Genomic DNA, 18,299 nt, shown 5'->3' with positions numbered 1-18,299 from the left:
CTCAAGAGCCGGCGGGCCAGTGTGTCAGCGCCACGTGCAGGGCCTCGACGGCCTTCGACCACGACAGGCCCACGTCCCGCGCCGCGCCGAAGCTCCCGCCGGCCTCCAGGGCGCAGTAGCCGTGGAACGTGCTGCGCAGCAGGCGTACGGCGTCCGTGAGGTCGGGTTCGTCGAGGCCGTAGGCGCGGAGCATGCCGTAGGTGATCTCGGCGGTGCGGCGCAGCGCGGGGGAGTCGGTGACGAGGGCCTGGTCCATGGGGAGTTGCGTGGCCGCGTACCGGCCGGGGTGCCGGAGGGCGTACTCCCGGTAGGCCCCGGCGAAGGCGGCCAGCGCGTCCCGGCCCGCGCGCCCGGCCACCGCGTCGGCGATCCGGTCGATCATCTCGCCGCCCGCCAGCAGGGCGACCCGGGTGCGCAGGTCCTGGAGGTTCTTGACGTGCGAGTACAGACTCGCGTCCTTCACCCCGAAGTGCCGCGCCAGCGCGGACAGGGTGACCTTCTCGAACCCGATCTCGTCCGCGAGATCGGCCGCGGCCTCCACGACCCGGTCGACGGTGAGCCCGGCACGGGCCATGGAGACCACCTCTTCACCTCGGGGACCAGGAACGCCAAGGCTACCGCCCGGTGATCAAGGGTCCGGAGGCCGTGCGACGGCTGGGGCGCAGGTCAGCCGATCGGCGCGTACAGGACGCCCAGCTTGTCGATCTCGTCGCCCGAGCGGCCGGTGAAGCCCACGATCTGCCAGCCCGAGGGCGCCGTGAAGGTCTTCGTGTCCGACGTGGCCGTACCGGAGGCGAGGGAGCGGCCCCTGTCCGTGCCGAACGCGGCGGAGAAGATCCGGGTGCGCCCGTCCTTCTGGCCCTGCGACAGCTTCACGGAGGTCAGGTGCTCGCCGGCGGCCAGAGTGAGTGAGGTCGCCGTGCCGCCGGTGCCGCCGTGGGTCAGCGTCGTACCGCCGTCGTGCGTGAGCGAGACCGCGTCGAGGCGGGAGCCGCCGCGCAGGGTCAGGGTGCGCGGCGAGAGGGTCGAGGGCAGGTCGTCGGCGTCGGTGTACGCCGTGCCGTGCGGGCCGCCGAGGAAGTCGCTGGCCCGGAGCCGCGGGTTGAGGGTCCAGGAGAAGTCGACCGTGTGCGGGAAGTGGTCGGAGAGGTTGGCGCCCGTGGAGTCGAGGAACTTGGCCCAGTCGTTGTTGTAGCGGGTGGCGGTCAGGTCCACCACGTTGCTGTCGCGGAAGAAGACCTTGTCGACGACCTCGCAGTCGTTGGCCGGGGCGGTCGTCGGGCAGACCAGCGCGTCGCTGCCGAGGGCGGGGGCGACACCGCCCTTGACCAGTTGCACCCACGGGTCCGTGAGCCCGTTCTCGGACGCGAGTGAGCGGATGTTGTCGCCGGTGCGGGTGTAGCGGGTGTTGGTGTCCCCCATGACGATCACCGCGTTGCCCGCCGAGTTCGCCTGGATGAACTGCGAGAGCTGGGTGACGTTGGCGCGGCGGGCGGCGAGGGCCGCGTCGTCGGAGTCGGCGTTGGTGTGCACGTTGTAGAGGTCGACGTAGACGCCCTCGTCGAGCCGCACCCGGGCCAGCGAGAAGCCCTTCGGGGTGAGGCAGTTGGTGCCGGTGCAGTTGTTCCACTTCACCCGCTGGAAGTCGTCGAACGCGTAGTCCGACAGCGTGTTGAGGCCGTCGCCGAAGGGCACACCGCCACTGGTGGCGGTGCGGTACGGGTGGTTGTCACCCGCGTACAGCGCCGCGTGGTAGTTGAAGTCCTCCTGCACGTTCACGATGTCGTACGCCCCGAGGCGCGGCGATATCAGCGGGGTGTTCTTCTCCGGGCTCCCGGAGCTCAGCCCCTCCGGGAGGCCCGCGACGTTGTACGTCAGCACGTTGAACGTGCCGGTGGTGGCGGCCGCGGCCGGTGTGGCGCCGGTGGTGGCGAGGCCGGCGACGGCGATCGCACCGGCGGTGAGGGCGCCGAGAAGTCTTCTCATGGTGGGGGTGTCTCTCCGGTCGGGGAGCGGGTGTAACCGCGAGTAAGTCGAACTGTGCTCAGGTTCGAGGTTCACGGGTGTGACGCGCAAGGCCCGGTGGGGAAAGAGTGAAAGACGTGCCGCCCCGTCAGCCAGACGCACACCCGCACGCCGTGTTCAGCGCCTCCAGGGCCGACCACGCCGCCGCGTCCTCCCGCGCGTCGAAGACCAGCGGGGCGAAGGCGCGGTCGTGGGCGAGGACGACGTAGGCCTCGGCGAGATACGACAGTCCGCCCCACTCCTCGCGCCGGTGCGACCGGGCCAGCGTCCGGCCGCAGGGCGGACAGGCGATCCAGGGGACGAGCTCCGAGGTCGGGGAGGGGGGCTCCGCCAGGACCTCACGGCCGGGGATCGTGTCCTCCGCGCCGTCCTCGAAGACCCGTAGCCGCGCGGGCCGTTCGGGGCTCCGCGCCAGGTGCGCGATCTCCGGCCCGTGCCGGTCCCACACGGTCCACTCCTCCGCCAGCACCGCGATCCGGGTCCGGGTGGTGTCGTCGACGGGCAGGCGCAGTTCGGTGAGCCGCTCCACCAGTGTGCTCAGCCCCGCCTCCTGCTCCCCGATGTCCCAGCAGTCCTGGACGAGTTCGACGTCCTCCGGGTCGGGCAGCAGCGTGGCGAGACGGGACCAGATGGCGGCCGAGGCGGCGTACGCGGCGGCACGATCGTCGTTCATCGGGCGAGGGTATCCGGCCTCCGCCGGTGGCCCTCGACGGACAGCGGCCGGCCGGCGTACGAGCCGGCCGGCCGCTGTTCACCGGTCTACCTATGCCTCCGTCGTCGAGAACACGAAGGAGAACTCCGCGGGTCCCGCCGTCAGGTGGTACTGGGGCAGGGGGCCCGGGCCGCAGGACTGGGAGCCGACGCCCATCTCGGCGTGGTCCAGGTTGACCCACACGGTGTCACCGGCCTGAAGATCCGTCAGATGCGCGGCGGCGTCGAGCTGTTCGGTGGTCCAGCGGCGGGCCGTGAACCAGAACTCCGGGTCCCCGTCGATCCGCAGACCGCCCAGCTCCGCCCAGCGGACGTCGGGCCGGGCGCCGTTCTCCTGCGGGCGGAGGTACGGGGTCTGCAGGTCGTCCACGGTGGAGTGGTGACGGGTCACCAGGGAGGCCGACCTGCTGTCGGGGTAGCCCTCGCCGGGGCCGCCGCCGTACCAGGTCACCGCGTCCGCCGACGGCAGACCGAAGCGGATGCCGAGCCTGGGGAGCGGGACGGTCCAGTCACCCTCGGGCTCCACCGACACGGTCAGCCTCAGCCGGGTGTCGTCGGCGGTCCACCGGTACGTCGTGCGCAGCCCGACCTCCCGGGCGGCCGGTGCCACCCGCGTCCGTACGGTCAGCGCTTCCTCGCCCAACTCCACCCCGTCCAGGCGGTGTTGCACGCGGTGCAGACCGAGGTCCCGCCACAGCCTGCTGTAGCAGGTGTTGCCGTTCCAGGCGCCCTCGTCGTTGTCGGTGGTCGCCCGCCAGACGTCCAGCCGCAGCCCCGTCACCTCGACGCCGCCGATGGTCTTGAGCACACCCGTGCGGACGTCGAAGGAGGCCGGGCCGAGATGGATCAGCTTCTCGCTCGCCGTGGGACCGCCACCCGGCGTCACCGTCGGCAACGGGCGCTCCACGACGGGCAGTTGGGCCCACGCCACCTGGTGGTCCTTCTTGCCCCAGGCGGTGTCCGCGGCCAGCAGCGCCCGTACGGTCCACAGCGCCTCGCCCGCCGGGCCGCCGGTCGGCGGCTGCGGCAGCTTCACCTCGGCCGACTCACCGGGCTTCAGGGCGGGCACCGAGAGGGTCCCGGCCTCGACCGTCTTCCCGTCCACCTCGTAGGCCCACTCGAAGGCCAGCGAGGACAGGTCCTGGAAGTCGAACGCGTTGCGCACCCGGACCGTCCCGGCCGAGCCGTCGCCGTCGATCCGGACCGGCTCGATGACCTTCTTGAACTCCAGCAGACCGGGCGACGGCGTCCGGTCGGGGAAGACCAGCCCGTCGCACACGAAGTTGCCGTCGTGCAGCTCCTCCCCGAAGTCGCCGCCGTAGGCGTAGCCCAGCGTGGGGTGCTGCACGCCGTGGTCGATCCACTCCCAGATGAAGCCGCCCTGGATGCGCTCGTGCGCCTCGAAGATGCGCTGGTAGTCGGCGATGCCGCCGGGGCCGTTGCCCATGGCGTGCCCGTACTCGCACTGGATGAAGGGCAGCTGCCGGCGCTTGTGGGTGCCGCCGTCCAGGCGCTGTCCGATGCGCTCGGTCTCGGCGTGGTCGGCGTACATCCGGGAGTAGATGTCGGTGTCCCGGCAGTCCCAGTCGCCCTCGTAGTGCACCAGGCGCGAGCCGTCGCGGCCGTGGATCCACTCGGCCATGGCGGTCAGGCCGCGGCCGGTGCCGGCCTCGTTGCCGAGGGACCAGATGACGACCGAGGGGTGGTTCTTGTCGCGCTCGACCATCCGGGCCGCGCGGTCCAGCAGGGCCGGCGTCCAGCGGTCGTCGTCGACGGGGTTGTCCCGCCAGTTCTGCTCGGTGAAGCCGTGGGTCTCCAGGTCGCACTCGTCGATCACCCAGAGGCCGTACTCGTCGCAGAGGTCGAGGAAGGCCGGGTGCGGCGGGTAGTGCGAGGTGCGCACGGCGTTGATGTTGTGCCGCTTCATCAGCAGCACGTCCTCGCGCATGGTCTCCAGGTCGAGGGAGCGGCCCTTGACGGGGTGCCACTCGTGCCGGTTGACGCCCTTGAAGAGGATCGCCTTCCCGTTGACCTTGAGCTGGCCGTCCGCCAGCTCCACCGTGCGGAAACCGATCCGCAGCGGGACGCGCTCGCCCGCCGTGACCAGCTCGCCGTCGTAAAGTCGGGGCGTCTCGGCGGTCCACGGCTCGACCGGGACCGTGACCGGCTCGCCGGTCGCGACATCGATGTCGAGGGCGGGCACGAGCACCCGGCCGTCGACGTCGGAGTCGACACGCAGGGTCCCGATGCCGCCGACATGGTCGTAGGAGGCGTGCACGAAGAAGTCGAGGGCGCTGCCCGCCGGGCGGTGCAGCAGGGTGACGTCCCGGAAGATGCCGGGCAGCCACCACTGGTCCTGGTCCTCCAGATAGGAGCCGGCGGACCACTGGTGGACCCGGACGGCGAGGACGTTCCCCGCCGGCTTCAGCAGATGCCCGACCGCGAACTCGTGCGGCAGCCGGGAGCCCTTGAACTCACCGATGTCCGTGCCGTTCAGCCACACACGGGCGCACGACTCCACACCGTCGAAGCGCAGCACCGCCCCGCCCTCGTCGAGAGCGGGCCACCCCTCCGGCAGGTCGAAGTACCGCAGGTGGTCACCGGTCGGGTTCTCCGACGGCACCCTCGGCGGGTCGACCGGGAACGGGTACAGGTGGTTGGTGTAGATCGGCGCCCCGTAGGTCCCGTGGCCCTGCATCACCCAGTGACCCGGGACGGCCACCCGGCCCCAGCCCCCGGCGTCGTACCCCTCGGCGGCGAACGAGTCGTCCTCCGCGTCGGCGGTCGGCGACAGCCGGAAGCGCCAGACGCCGTTCAGCGACAGGGTCCGGGCGTCGGAGGACGCGTACCAGGCGCGGGGCGGGAGGGCGCCGCGGCCCGGCGAGACGTCCTCGACGTAGTCGACGGACCCGGTGGCGATGCCGGTCGGGCCGGTGGTGCCGGTGGTGCGGAAAGACATCGGTCTCCTTGCTGATTTCCTAGCCCTTGATGCCAGTCTGCGCGATGCCCTGCACCAGCCAGCGCTGGAGGAAGAGGAAGACGAACACCAGGGGCAGGATGGAAATGGCCGTGGCCATGAAGATCAGGTGGAAGTTGACGGTCTGGCCGGTCATGTAGTTCGACAGCGCGACCTGGACGGTCCACGCGCTCGGGTCCTGGCCGATGACCAGGGGCCACAGGAAGGAGTTCCATCCGCTGATGAACGTGATCGTCGCCATCGCGGCGAAGAAGTTCAGCGAGTTCGGTACGACGACCCGCCAGTACGCGCCCATGTAACCGAGCCCGTCCACCCGTGCCGCCTCCTCCAGCTCCTTGGGGAACCCCAGGAAGTACTGCCGGAACAGGAAGCAGGTGAAACCACTGAAGAGTCCCGGAATGATGAGACCCCGGTAGGTGTCGATCCAGCCGAGGGACGACACGAGCACGAAGCTGGGCACGAAGGTCACGGCGGTCGGGACCATCAGGGTGCCGAGGACGGCGTAGAAGACCTTGTTGGCGTGCTTGTACGGGATGCGGGCCAGGCCGTAGCCGGCGAGCGAGCAGACCAGCAGGGTGCCGACGGTGTGCAGGACACCGACGACCGCCGAGTTCCACAGGGAGCGCGCGAAGTCGACCGACGGGTCGTCGAACGGTTCGCTGATGTTGCCCCACTGGATGTCGGTGGGGAACCACTTCCATTCCTCGCCCGTGATCTCCGGGTCCGTCATCAGCGCGTTGCGCACGATCAGATAGAACGGGATGAGGAAGAGGAGCGCGGCGAAGCCGGTGGCGATGTACAGCCCGGTCGAGCCGAGCACGCTGCCGGAGCGGACGCGGCGCGGCTTGGCCGATATGTCGACCGGGTCCACCCGGTCCGCCGGAGGTGTCGTGGTGGTGGTCACTTGGACTCCTCACCCCTTCCGAATCCCATGAACTTGCCCTGGAGCAGCGTCACGAGGCAGATCAGTACGGTGAGGATCAGCGCGCCCGCGCTGCCCGCGCCGTAGTCCTGGCTCTCACCGAGCGCCTTGTAGTACAGCTCCACGAGAGGTGGCCTGCCCCAGGTGGTCTTGTTCAGCAGGTTGAAGAACTCGTCGAACGCCTGGTACGCCGCCACGAGCAGCAGCAGGATCACGGCGGTGGAGGTCGCCCGCAGCTGCGGCAGGGTGATGTGCCAGAAGGTCTGCCAGCCGGGCTTGGCGCCGTCGATCGAGGCGGCCTCGTACAGCTCCTGCGGGATGTTCTGCAGGGCCGCGATGAAGAGGATCATGTAGAAGCCGGCCTGCAGCCACAGACGTACGGTCAGGATGACCAGCCAGTACCACGGCGGGTCGGGGGTGGCGAGCCACGCGGTGTTCTCGATGCCGAACAGGCCCAGGAAGGTGTTCGCGAGACCGAAGCGGACACCGTTGAAGATGGACATCTTCCAGACCAGCGAGGCGGCGACGTAGCTGACCGCCGTCGGCAGGAAGAAGACCGAGCGGAAGAACGCCCGCATGAACCGCAGCCGGTTCACCATCAGCGCGAGACCCAGCGAGGTTCCCCAGGTCAGCGGCACGATGAAGAGGGCGAAGAGGGAGAAGGTGACGAGGGAGCGGATGAAATCCTCGTCGGTCAGCATCGTCACGTAGTTGTCGACGCCGATGAATTCGCTCGGCGTGACCGTGAAGCGGGCCTCGAAGAACGACAGGTAGAGGCTCCACAGGATCGGCAGATAGACGAAGATCGCCAGGCCGATCAGGAACGGCCCGGTGAAGAGCCAGAAGTTGAAGGTGGGGGAGCCCCGCAGCCCCCGCCGCGGCTTGGCCGGGGAGGCCTTCGCCGGGGCGGGGCTGGAGACGCCGTCCTTGGTGATGGTCGACATGTCGTGAGTACCTGTCCGTCGGCCTAGCCGAAGAGCTTCTTCAGTTCCTTGTTGACCTTCGCGTCGGCCTTGGTCAGTTCCTTGTCCGGGTCGTTGCCCTTGCGGACGGAGTTGGCGAGGACGTCCTCCAGGGCGGTGATGCTCGCCTGGGTCCAGCCGATGTTGTCGAAGTGGCCGAACTCGTTGAAGAGCTTGACGCCCTCAGCGGGCAGGCCCGACTTCAGCTTGTCGGCGGACTCGGCGATCGACTTGCGCGGCGGGATGTGGAAGCCGTAGGAGAGCGCCCAGTCCTCCTGGTACTCCTTCTGGTCGATCCACAGCCACTTCACGTATTCCTTGGTCTCTTCGAGGTTCTTGCCCTTGGCGTTGACGAACATCGACCAGCCGCCGTTGTAGACGGACTGCTTGCCGGCGCTGCCGACCTTCGGGAACGGGAAGATGCCGAGGTCGTCGCCGAGGGCCTCCTGCATCTGCGGCATGGCCCACATGCCGCACCACTGGATGGCGGTCAGGCCCTGGTTGAGCGCGGAGGGGTCCCAGAAGTCGGTCGGCGCGTCGAGCAGCAGGTCGCCGCTGGTGAACAGCTTGCGCAGCTGCTTGAAGCCGTCGACGACCGCGTCCGTGTGGTAGGCGATCTGGTTCTTCTCGTCCAGGTGCTGCGCGCCGGCCGACCAGATCAGCGGGTTGACCATCGAGTGCAGGGTGTTGCCGAGGTAGGCGCCCTTGACCTTGCTGGTGGTCAGCTTGGCGGCGGCCTCCGCCAGCTCCTCCAGCGTCTGCGGAACCTCGACACCGGCCTTCTCGAACATCGACTTGCGGTAGAAGAAGAACTGCGGGTCGTCGATCATCCGGATGCCGTAGATCTTGCCGTCGACCGTGTGCGAGGCGATGTCGGCCGGGTTGAAGTCGTCCTTGACCGGGTCTATCAGGTCGGTCAGGTCGGCGACCTGCCCACTCTCGATCATCTGCAGCTGCGGGTGGAACTCGAAGCAGTCGGGGGCCTTGTCCGTGAGCAGCGAGGCGAACAGCTTGCTCTCGAAGTTGGAGCCGGTGATCCACTGCGTGGTGACGTTGGACTTCTTGTAGGCCTTCGCGTACCGCTTGATGGCCTGCTCGGTGCCCGCCTCGCCGTACGCGTGGAAGTACTGCGTGAGGCCGGCGCCACCGCCGCTGCTGCTCCTGCCGGTGTTGCTGCCGCACGCGGCCAGTCCGCCGGCGGCGGCCAGACCCAGCGCGGCCCGCAGAGCGGTGCGGCGGTCGAAGTTGCTGTTCCTGAATGCCGACATGCTGACGTCCTTGTCTCGAGTACGGCTGCGGCTCTGGGCCCATGGCTCAGTGGCTCAGGGCCGGATGACTCAGTGGCTCAAAGAGGCTTGCGGTGCGGGACGTTAACCTTCGGCTAAGGCTTCGGCAAGGGGTTGGACGAAGTCTGTTCGAAGCGTTGTATTCGGTTCGGTGTTCCGAACGTCCGTGCGGCGCAAAGGGTTTGACGTGGGGGAGAGGGCCGCCGGGTCAGGGTCCGGCGGCCCTCGGCTCAGGGGTGTTCGCGCAGGCTGTCGCGCTCTTCGGACCGCCCTCGGCGGCGTACGGCGGGCCGGCCGCGCACCGGGGCGGCGCGCGTCCCCGGCTTCTGTCCCACGGACTGCAACGCCCCCTCGAGCGCGAACGTCGCCGCGCCCAGGCACGCCGGATCGCTCGGGATCTGGGAGAGCACGATCTCGGTGGCGGCCATCGGACGCGGCAGCGCGTGCCGGGCGACGGCCTCGCGCACCTCCGCGACCAGGGGCTCGCCCAGGGCGGCCGCGACCCAACTGCTGAGCACGACCACCTCGGGGTTGAACAGATTGACCAGGTCGGCGATCCCCGCCCCGAGATATCGGGCCGTGTCCCGCACCACCTTGACCGCCACCGGGTCGTGCCGGGCCGCGCCCCGCGCGAGGGCCGCGATGGTGGCCGTCTGGTCCTCGGGGTGCAGCAGGGTGCTGCGCGGGCTCAGCTCCCGGAGGTTCAGCATGATCCCCGGGGCGCCCACGTACGTCTCCACGCAGCCGTGGTTGCCGCAGTGGCACAGCCGGCCGTCCAGCACGATCGTCGTGTGGCCCCACTCGCCGGCGCTGTTGCTCACCCCCCGGTGCAGCCCGCCGTCCAGGACGAGCCCGGCGCCCACGCCGGTCCCGAGGGTGATCACCGCGGCGTCCCCGCGTCCGCGGGCCGCCCCGAACCACAGCTCGGCCACGGCGACGGCGCGCAGCGGATTGTCCAGGTAGAGGGGGTAGGCGATGTGCTCGGTGAGCAGATCGAGCAGCGGTACGTCGTGCCAGTCCCAGTTGGGCGCGTACTCCGAGATGCCGGTGGCGCGGTCGACCTGCCCCGGCACGCTCACCCCGACGCCGAGCACCCGGGCGCCCTCGGTGCCGGCCTGCGCGACCACGGAGCCGACGGCGGCGGCGACGTGCCCCACCATCTGCTCGGGCAGGCTCTCACCCGGGCGGACGTTCTCCTCGGCGCGGGCCAGGACGTTCAGCGCCAGGTCGAACAGTTCGACGTGGACATACGTCTCCGCGATGTCGACGCCGATCAGCGCGCCCCCCGACGCGTTGACGGCCACCAGCCCGCGGGGGCGGCCGCCCGCCGAGTCCTCGAACCCGACCTCGGTGATCATGCGGAGGTCGAGCAGCTCGCCCACGAGCGTGGCGACCGTGGCCAGGCTCAGCCCGGTGGCCGCCGCCAGCTCCTGTCGGGAGGTGGGAGACTTGGCGATGATCTGGCGCAGCACCTCGTAACGGTTCGCGGTGCGGATGTCGCGTGAGGTGCGCTTCACCGACGACATGATCCCCTCGATCCCTCCAGGCCATGACGAGGCCTGTTGCCCCGGCGCGGCGCTCAGGCTATGGCGAGGAGGGACTTTCTACAAGGGGTTAGGAAAGGGGGTTTACGAAGTCCGCCGAAGACTCACGTGCCGAGCACCTCCCGGACGAAGGCGTTGCGGAACTTGCCCGTCGGGTCCAGGACTTCGGCCAGCGCCCGGAAATCACCCAGCCGGGGGTACAGCGTCCGCAGCCGGGCCGCCGGAACCGTGAAGACCTTGCCCCAGTGGGGGCGCGCCTCGAACGGCGCGAGCACCTCCTCGACCCGCCGGACCACCGGCAGCACCGGCGCCGGGTCCGCGATCCAGGTGAAGTGGAGCGCGACCGTGTCCCGGCCGTGGGCGGGGCTCAGCCACTGCTCGTCGGCGGCGACCGTACGGACCTCGCAGACCTGGAGCACCGGCGCGACGACATGCCGGACACCGTCGAGCGCGCGCAGCGCCTCCCCGGCGAACGAGCGCGGCAGCAGGTACTCCGACTGCAACTCGTCCCCGCTGCTCGGCGTGAACTCGGCCCGGAAGTGCGGCAGCCGCTCGTGCCAGGGCCCCGGCACCCCGAACTGCTCGGTGCAGTTCACCGCGGGCATCCCGGGCACCGGATGCATCGCCTCGGTCGCGGGCGCCGCCCACGGGAAGTCCGCCGCCGCCCGGTCCGCGCGCTGCTTGACCCACACCTGGTCGAAGCCGGAGTGCCGCCAGCGGGTGAAGAGGCTCACGCTGTACGCCGCCGCCGAGACGGCGTCGAAGTCCAGCCCCGCCAGCGGGAGTTCACCGTGGACCCGCTGGGCGACCTCGAAGGCCGGCTCCAGGTCGAGGGTGAGCGCGGTGACCACGCCGAGCGCGCCGAGCGAGGTCACCGCCCCGCCGAAACGGCCGTCGCCGCGCGCGAGCGTCAGCGTCGCCCCGTCCGCCGTGACCAGCTCGACCTCGCGCACCGCGGCCGCGAGCGGACCGTTGCCGTCGCCGGAGCCGTGCGTGCCGGTGGCCACCGAGCCCGCGACGGAGATGTGCGGCAGGGAGGCCATGTTGTGCAGGGCGAGACCGTGGGCGTGCACCGCGCGGGCCAGTTCCGCGTACCGGACACCGCCCCCGACCCGGACCGTGCGGGCCGTCGTGTCCACCTCGATCTCCGGGGCCAGCCCGGTCAGGGACAGGAGCACCCCCTCGGGGCCGGGTTCCGCGATCTCGTTGAACGAGTGGCCGCTGCCCAGCACCCGCACCCGCTCGCTGCCCGCGACCAGGGCCCGCAGCGCGTCGACGGATTCCGGCCGGTGCAACTCCCCGGCGGTGTACGTGATGTTCCCGGCCCAGTTGGTGATGGTCTCGGTCGTCATGCCTGGTGCCCTCCGCTGGCCATAGCTGTGGAGGGCCATCCTCTCCGCCCGGTGCGCCGCCCCGTTCATTGACCTCCTGCTGGGCGCCTGCCTACCGTAGAGACCGCTTACTGTCCCCCCAGCCTGGCCCTTGCTCCCCTCCCCTCCAGCCGGAAGGTCCCTCCTTGCCCGAGCGTCCCCGCGCACTGTTCGCCATGACGGCCGAGAACGTTCCGCGGGTCTTCCCGCCGGACGTGCTGGCCCGCCTGCGGGAGACCGTGGACATCGACCCCGCCCTGATCGCCGAGGACTTCGCCGACCCCCGGATCCGGGCGGCGCTGGCCGGAACCGAGGTGCTGATCACCGGCTGGGGCTGCCCCCGCATCGACGAGCCGGTCCTCGACGCCGCCCCCGCGCTGCGGGCGCTGCTGCACTCGGCGGGTTCGGTGAAGGGCTTCGTCACCCCGGCCGTCTGGGAACGCGGCATCACCGTCTCCACGGCCGCCGCCGCCAACGCCCTGCCCGTCGCCGAGTACACGCTCGCCATGATCCTGCTCGCCGGCAAGGACATCCTCGGCCGCCGCGAACGCCTGCGCGCCGAGCGCGTCTCGCCGGGCTGGGGATTCGTCCCCGGCATCGGCAACCACGGCCGCCGCGTCGGCGTCGTCGGCGCCTCCCGCATCGGCCGCCGCGTCATCGAACTGCTGCGCCCCTTCGACCTGCGGGTGAGCCTCACCGACCCCTACGTCGACGAGGCCGGGGCCGCCGCCCTCGGCGTCCCCCTGCTCCCGCTCGACGAACTGCTGCGCACCTCGGACATCGTCACCGTGCACGCCCCCGACACTCCCGAGACCTACCGCCTGATCGACCGCCGCGCCCTGTCCCTGATGCCCGACGGGGCCGCCCTGATCAACACCGCGCGCGGTGCCCTCGTCGACCACGACGCCCTCGTCGACGAGCTGCGCGCCGGGCGTCTCTCGGCGGTCCTCGACGTCACCGACCCCGAGCCGCTGCCCGCCGACTCCCCTCTCCTGGACCTCCCGAACGCCTTCGTCACCCCCCACCTCGCCGGCTCCCAGGGCAACGAGGTCGCCCGCCTCGGCCTCGCCGTCACGGAGGAGGCCGAACGGCTGGCCGCCGGGGAGGAGCCGGCGTACGCGCTCGACCGGGGGGCGCTGGAGCGGACGGCGTGACCGCGCCCCCGTAGTGGCCGGTGGCCGGACGCCTCCCACCAGCGGCTTTCGACCCTGCTCGAAGGGGGGCGCGGACGGGCCCCGCGAGTCGGCAGGCTTCGGTGCGGGATCGGGCCGAAGGGCGAGGGCGCGCCGGATGCCGTGGCTGAGCCTCGACCGCTCCCGGCACGCACACGCCTCCTGGCAGGAGAGGAACACTCATGAGGTTTCACGAGGACGGCATCAGATGGTGGTGCAACAACGTCGCGGGCGCCCCGGTGTACGGCTCGGTGGGCAACAGCCCGCTGTACCCGAACCCCAACCACGTCGTCGGGACCATGAACACCAATCCGAGCTGGTTCTTCTGCGAGATGGACAACCAGGCCTGGGTGGGCGGGCCGCACCCGACCCGCTGATGACCGTCTCCGACAACGGCCAGGGCGGCTGGATGAAGGACACCGCCATCTGCAGCGAGACGGATCCGCTGCGCGACTGCTGACCGTGCGGACACGCACCTGAGTCGCGTGAGTCGCGGAAAACAGACAACGGTTGTCGGCGTGATCACGCCGACAACCGTTGTCTGTTTTCCGCACCGATCGAAAGTCTTTCTGCCGCACGACATCTTGTCGACCTCGGCCGGAGCCCCCTACCGTCCGCAGAGAACGTTTACTACTGTGCGCCCCGGCCGGGAGGACTCCGCATGCCCGTCTCCAGAAGATCCGTCCTGACCACGGCCGCAGCGGGCACCGGCACACTGGCCCTCGCCGGTGCCTGGTCCCCGGCCGCCGCCGAGGACGTGCCCGAGCGGGGGACCGGCGCCACGGCGGGCGGCGCGGGGCGGCTGGACCTCGTCGACTTCGGCGACGCGGACTCCGAGGCGGCCCACGACTTCCACGGCCCGGACACCGAGGTCGTCGACGGCCACGCGGGGGACCGGGCACGGGTCGCGAGGCCCCTCGCCACCCCCGGCGTCAAGGGCGGCGACCTCCGCTTCACCGTCGCCGTCGACCCGGTCCACCAGAACCACCTCACCGTGAAGTTCTGGGGCGGCGACACCTCCACGTACAAGACGATCGCGTACATCAACGGCGAGCAGATCGGCTACCGCCGCTCCGGCGACTACGAGGCCCTGAACACCGGCACCAGCCGGCCCCTCCCCGGACGCTTCTTCTACGCCACGATCATGCTGCCGCTGGAGCACACCCGCGGCCGGACCCGGGCCGAGATCACCCTGCGCACCTACGACAGCGCCTTCTCCGGCAAGGTGACCGCGAACTCCCGTGGCTACTACCGCGCCTACACCCACACCGGCAGCCACCTCGACCTCGGCGACGATCCCCGGACCGAGTTCACCCCGCCCACCGCCACCGTCGCCGACCTCGACGACACCGCGAGGCAGACACTCGTCGACGGCTATGTCGCCGATCAGGTGAAGCTCTTCGACTCCCTCTCGGCGAAGGTGGACGCGACCGCCGACGGCAGGCTGTCCATCGTCCGCTACGTCGAGGAGCTGTTCTTCTACGCCGGCGCGCTGGCCCGTGCCTCCTGGTGCCCGGCGAAGACCCCGGCGGCCCGGAGGGCAGCGCTGCTGCGGGTCTTCAAGTGCGTCGACAACCACACCAAGGACTACTACCGGAACACCAAGCTGCTGGCCTGGGGCGGACACCAGGGCGACTGGGGCGGCTACTACGGGGCGCTCGGCCAGGCGCTGTACCTGGTCGAGAACGTCATCGACGACAACGATGTCCACGGCCGCGAGGCCTTCGAGGACTTCCTCGACGAGCCGTTCGTCACCGACACCGAGGAAGGGCCCACCTCCCTCGCGGGCGTCGGCCGGGACGGCGGCCCCCTCACCCGCCGCGCCGCCTGGGAACGCGTCCTGAAGGCCAACTTCGACTACGCCCGCTCCCGCCTCTCCTACATCTACAACCAGGTGATGTACACGTACGAGGGCGCCTGGGAGGCCCACGAGGGCCTACGGGTGATCGGGTCCCCGTACTACGAGGGGCGGGAGCGCAGTCACCGCATCGTCGGCGAGGCCCTCGGCTGGGAGCCCTTCCTCGGCGAGGAGGTGCTGGTCGGCCCCGACGGTCAGGACCTCGACCTCTTCCACTCCCTCTTCCAGCACGACACCACGGCCCGCTGGACCGACGACTACGTCACGTACGTCATCAAAGGGCTGGCCCGCTCCAAACTCGACAAGAACGGCGACGTCGTCCGCCGCCTCCCCCTCGGTACCCACTACACGACCATGACCGAGGCCGGCCACACCCGCGAGAACGGCTACGTCGCCAACTACGGCGAGGCCACCAACTACCTCCCCGAGTGGTTCCACCGCACCTGGGGCCACGAGGGCGACGAACAACTCAACGACAGGATCCTGGAGTTGGCGCTGCGCAATCTGCACGCCCGCTCGCACGCCCGGATGACCGACCTCGACGACGACCTCAAGCGGACCATGCGCATGGAGATGGTCGTCGACGAGCGCAACACCAACTTCCCCGGCTTCCCCGGCTACGTCCTGCGCATCTCCGAGGGCAAGCTCCTCCACTACGTCTCCCTCGCCCACCACATCGCCGAGCACCCCGAGCGGTACGCCGGCGAGCAGTGGAGCCGCACCCGGCGGTACGCCCGGGAGGCCGTGGGCTTCGCCCAGCAGCAGATCGCCGACCACCAGTACTTCGCCAACTTCTCCGCCGTGAAGTCGAAGAACAGGTACGACCTCGAACTCGGCGAGACCTGGGGCTGGTTGAAGAACCAGGAACCGACCGGCATCGTCCACCCGCACACCGACTTCGCCTACTACACCCCCGCCGAACTCACCGCGCTCGGTGTGCGCACCGCCGACTACGAGCGCTTCGCCCTGGTCGACGTGGACTGCATGTTCGTCTCCCTGCGCGACGGCGACACCCATCTGTGGGGCCACCTCAACGAACGCCAGCGCGGCTTCGCCCGCAACGGCCGCCTCCACGTCCGCCACCCCGACCGCGACCACATCGTCCAGCTGCACACCGAGGGGCTCTTCCGGTACGAGGACTACTGGGCCCGCATGGACAACATCGACGTCGACTTCATGGAGGACCAGCAGACGGGCGACTCCACCGCCCTCCAGGCCCTCGCCGGCGAGATCGCCCCCATCACCTTCCAGCCCGGCGTGGGGACGGTCCACCGCGAGAACTTCGAGGCCGACCACGCCTACTCGGGCTACCCCGACCTCCTCACGGCCCGCTACGGCCGCTACCTCTTCGCCGTCAACACGACACGGAAGGCGTACGGGAACGAGCGCACCCACCGGGTGGCGGTGCCGGGCGGCGGCACGGGCGTCCTCGACCTGGTGAGCGGCCGGAGGCTGCCGGTGCGCGGCGGCAAGGTCAGCGTGCCGCCCATGACCGGGCTGGTGCTGCGCCTGGAGTCGGAGACCGTCACCGAACTCCCGCCCTCCCCCGTCGACTTCGTCCACACCCTGCCCGGCGACGGCTCGGTCCTGGTCACCTGGCAGGCCGCGGCGGGCGCCACGCACTACGAGGTACGCCGGGCGACCCGACGCAAGGGCCCCTACGAGCTGATCGCCGCCGGGGTGAAGGGCCGGCACTTCGTCGATACGTCCGCGCGGCCCGGTGAGCCCCGCTTCTACACGGTCACGGCGGTGAACCCGGCGGGCCGGGCCCCGGCGTCGTACGCGATCGAGACCGAGCTGAAGCGGACCGCCTCGCCCGGGGTGCGCCGGACCGGCTGGCGCGACGACGCCCTCCAGCACGCCCGTGAGGGCAGCGCGGTCGTGCGCGGCTCGACCGTCCGCGTCCTCGGCGCCCACGGAGACGGCCTCGGCGAGGGCGACGACTACCGGGTCTCCTCCCGCGACATCGACGACGCGCTGCACTTCGTGAACCGCCCGGCGACGGGCGGCTTCACGCTCACGGCCCGCGTGGACACCGCCCGTGGCCCCGCGACCGGCCTGATGCTCCGCGACCGGCTCACCGCCGACACCCGGCACGTGTACTTCGGCGCCGACGCCGACGGCGGACTCGTCCTGCACCACCGCACCCGCGACAGCCGCCACGACTGGCAGGACGACCTCCGCTCCCCGATCACCCGGCCTCTCCCCGGCCGCACCCTGGCCGCCACCCCGTACCTCCGGCTCGTCCGCGACCTCACCACCCACCGGGTGCACGGCCAGGTGTCGGGCGACGGCCGTACCTGGGTGACGGTCGGCAGCCTCTTCTGCCCCTTCCCGTACGCGGTGCACGCGGGCGTCGTGGCCACGGGCGACGCGGTCTTCGCCGAGGTGGAGGTGGACGGCCTCGGGAACGCCCCGCTGCTCGTCGCCCTGGAGCGGGACGGCGACACCGTCACCGCCCGCTGGGGCAAGCCGGAGGACGCGCTCGCGTTCACCCTGGAGCGTTCCACGGACGGCGACACCTGGGACGTGCTCGCCAAGGACACCCGGTCCCTCGTCCACGACGACAAGGGGCTGCGGCACGGCAGGCGGTACTACCGGGTCACGGCGGCCCTGGTGAGCGGCGGCACCCGGGTCTCCGCGCCCGCCGTGGCCGTCGCCGAGACCTTCGCCGACGTCCTCGCACGGGCGCGCGCCACCGACCCGGCCGAGTGGACGAGGAAGAGCCACGCGGCCTTCACCGCCGAACTCGACCGGGTGGAGGCGGAGACCGGGAAGGACGAGGACACCCGGATCGACGAGGTGTACGCGGCGTACGAGCTGCTCGCCTCCCGCGAGACGTTGCTGCGCCGCACCGAGGTGACCGCGTCGATGGTGAAGGCGTCGACCATCGCCTGGCCCGGCACCGGGACGCAGGCCGCCAACGGCTGGAGGGCCTTCGACGGCGACCCCGCCACCTACACGGACACCCTCGCGGCCGACAGCTGGATCGACATCGACGCGGGCGCCGGGGGGACCCTGCGGGTCGACAGGCTCCGGGTCCTGCCGCGCGCCGGGTTCGCGACACGGGCGACCGGCACGGTGCTGCGCGGCTCCACGGACGGCGGCGCGACCTGGACCGACCTGCACACCATCGGCACGACGACGGACGGCACATGGTACGAGGCGGCCCTGCCGACGACGGCGACGTACCGGCTGCTCCGCCTCCACGACACCCACAACGGCCGCTGCAACCTGACCGAGGTGGAGTTCTGGTACTACGCGGCGGAAGAGTGAGTCCGGGGTGCGTCGGCGGGTGCGGGTGCTTCGTGGCTGATCGCGCAGTTCCCCGCGCCCCGCGCCCCTGAAGGGCCTACGGCCCTTTCGGGCCGAAAAGCACGGGGCGCGGCCCCTGCTTTTCAGGGGCGCGGGGAACTGCGCGAGAAGCCCCACCCACCCGCACCCGCCGACGAGAAACGCACCCCCGCCCCGG

At 70.8% G+C, this 18,299-nt stretch carries 12 protein-coding genes; 3 read left to right on the top strand and 9 right to left on the bottom strand.

Going from position 1 to position 18,299, the window contains the following annotated elements:
- Position 1: 1 nt before the first annotated feature.
- The 9 genes from ACZ52C_RS37640 to ACZ52C_RS37600 all read right to left on the bottom strand — a co-directional run bounded on the left by ACZ52C_RS37640 (position 2) and on the right by ACZ52C_RS37600 (position 11,779).
- Positions 2-574, bottom strand: a complete 573-nt coding sequence (locus tag ACZ52C_RS37640; protein ID WP_469079035.1) for a TetR/AcrR family transcriptional regulator — start codon at positions 572-574, stop codon at positions 2-4.
- A 92-nt stretch (positions 575-666) separates the two neighbouring features.
- Positions 667-1,986, bottom strand: a complete 1,320-nt coding sequence (locus ACZ52C_RS37635) for a jacalin-like lectin (RefSeq protein ID WP_469079034.1) — start codon at positions 1,984-1,986, stop codon at positions 667-669.
- Between the two features lie 127 nt (positions 1,987-2,113).
- Positions 2,114-2,698 carry a hypothetical protein gene (locus ACZ52C_RS37630; RefSeq protein ID WP_469079033.1) on the bottom strand — a complete coding sequence of 195 codons (585 nt, stop codon included), beginning with the start codon at positions 2,696-2,698 and terminating at the stop codon, positions 2,114-2,116.
- 90 nt (positions 2,699-2,788) lie between these two features.
- Positions 2,789-5,695 (bottom strand): glycoside hydrolase family 2 TIM barrel-domain containing protein, encoded by a 2,907-nt coding sequence (locus ACZ52C_RS37625; RefSeq protein ID WP_469079032.1) that lies wholly within the window; start codon positions 5,693-5,695, stop codon positions 2,789-2,791.
- A gap of 19 nt (positions 5,696-5,714) precedes the next feature.
- Positions 5,715-6,617, bottom strand: coding sequence for a carbohydrate ABC transporter permease (locus tag ACZ52C_RS37620; RefSeq protein ID WP_469079031.1), 903 nt, complete (start codon positions 6,615-6,617; stop codon positions 5,715-5,717).
- The gene (locus ACZ52C_RS37615; RefSeq protein ID WP_469079030.1) at positions 6,614-7,579 is read right to left on the bottom strand and encodes a carbohydrate ABC transporter permease; all 966 of its coding nucleotides are present in this window, start codon (positions 7,577-7,579) and stop codon (positions 6,614-6,616) included. The genes ACZ52C_RS37620 and ACZ52C_RS37615 overlap by 4 nt, the downstream gene beginning before the upstream one ends.
- Before the next feature lie 23 nt (positions 7,580-7,602).
- A complete protein-coding gene (locus tag ACZ52C_RS37610; protein ID WP_469079029.1) occupies positions 7,603-8,865 on the bottom strand; it encodes an ABC transporter substrate-binding protein in 1,263 nt (420 codons plus the stop codon).
- Positions 8,866-9,113: 248 nt separating this feature from the next.
- Positions 9,114-10,409 carry an ROK family transcriptional regulator gene (locus ACZ52C_RS37605; protein WP_469079028.1) on the bottom strand — a complete coding sequence of 432 codons (1,296 nt, stop codon included), beginning with the start codon at positions 10,407-10,409 and terminating at the stop codon, positions 9,114-9,116.
- A 122-nt stretch (positions 10,410-10,531) separates the two neighbouring features.
- On the bottom strand, positions 10,532-11,779 hold the full coding sequence (locus ACZ52C_RS37600; protein WP_469079027.1) for an FAD-binding protein: 1,248 nt from the start codon (positions 11,777-11,779) through the stop codon (positions 10,532-10,534).
- Positions 11,780-11,943: 164 nt separating this feature from the next.
- Here ACZ52C_RS37600 and ACZ52C_RS37595 point away from each other — a divergent pair, with 164 nt between their 5' ends.
- The 3 genes from ACZ52C_RS37595 to ACZ52C_RS37585 all read left to right on the top strand — a co-directional run bounded on the left by ACZ52C_RS37595 (position 11,944) and on the right by ACZ52C_RS37585 (position 18,103).
- On the top strand, positions 11,944-12,951 hold the full coding sequence (locus ACZ52C_RS37595; RefSeq protein ID WP_469079026.1) for a hydroxyacid dehydrogenase: 1,008 nt from the start codon (positions 11,944-11,946) through the stop codon (positions 12,949-12,951).
- Positions 12,952-13,151: 200 nt separating this feature from the next.
- Positions 13,152-13,346, top strand: coding sequence for a hypothetical protein (locus tag ACZ52C_RS37590; RefSeq protein WP_469079025.1), 195 nt, complete (start codon positions 13,152-13,154; stop codon positions 13,344-13,346).
- 284 nt (positions 13,347-13,630) lie between these two features.
- Positions 13,631-18,103 (top strand): discoidin domain-containing protein, encoded by a 4,473-nt coding sequence (locus tag ACZ52C_RS37585; protein WP_469079024.1) that lies wholly within the window; start codon positions 13,631-13,633, stop codon positions 18,101-18,103.
- Positions 18,104-18,299: the final 196 nt, after the last annotated feature.

Source organism: Streptomyces sp. NPDC034049, assembly GCF_055575575.1.
The sequence above is the reverse complement of the archived record's forward strand: the minus strand, read 5'-3'. Positions and strand labels throughout refer to the sequence as shown.

Coding starts and splice junctions, on each gene's coding strand:
- ACZ52C_RS37585 (WP_469079024.1), top strand. CDS start 13,631: ATGCCCGTCTCCAGAAGATCCGTCCTGACCACGGCCGCAGCGGGCACC.
- ACZ52C_RS37590 (WP_469079025.1), top strand. CDS start 13,152: ATGAGGTTTCACGAGGACGGCATCAGATGGTGGTGCAACAACGTCGCG.
- ACZ52C_RS37610 (WP_469079029.1), bottom strand. CDS start 8,865: ATGTCGGCATTCAGGAACAGCAACTTCGACCGCCGCACCGCTCTGCGG.
- ACZ52C_RS37625 (WP_469079032.1), bottom strand. CDS start 5,695: ATGTCTTTCCGCACCACCGGCACCACCGGCCCGACCGGCATCGCCACC.
- ACZ52C_RS37630 (WP_469079033.1), bottom strand. CDS start 2,698: ATGAACGACGATCGTGCCGCCGCGTACGCCGCCTCGGCCGCCATCTGG.
- ACZ52C_RS37640 (WP_469079035.1), bottom strand. CDS start 574: ATGGCCCGTGCCGGGCTCACCGTCGACCGGGTCGTGGAGGCCGCGGCC.
- ACZ52C_RS37600 (WP_469079027.1), bottom strand. CDS start 11,779: ATGACGACCGAGACCATCACCAACTGGGCCGGGAACATCACGTACACC.
- ACZ52C_RS37615 (WP_469079030.1), bottom strand. CDS start 7,579: ATGTCGACCATCACCAAGGACGGCGTCTCCAGCCCCGCCCCGGCGAAG.
- ACZ52C_RS37605 (WP_469079028.1), bottom strand. CDS start 10,409: ATGTCGTCGGTGAAGCGCACCTCACGCGACATCCGCACCGCGAACCGT.
- ACZ52C_RS37635 (WP_469079034.1), bottom strand. CDS start 1,986: ATGAGAAGACTTCTCGGCGCCCTCACCGCCGGTGCGATCGCCGTCGCC.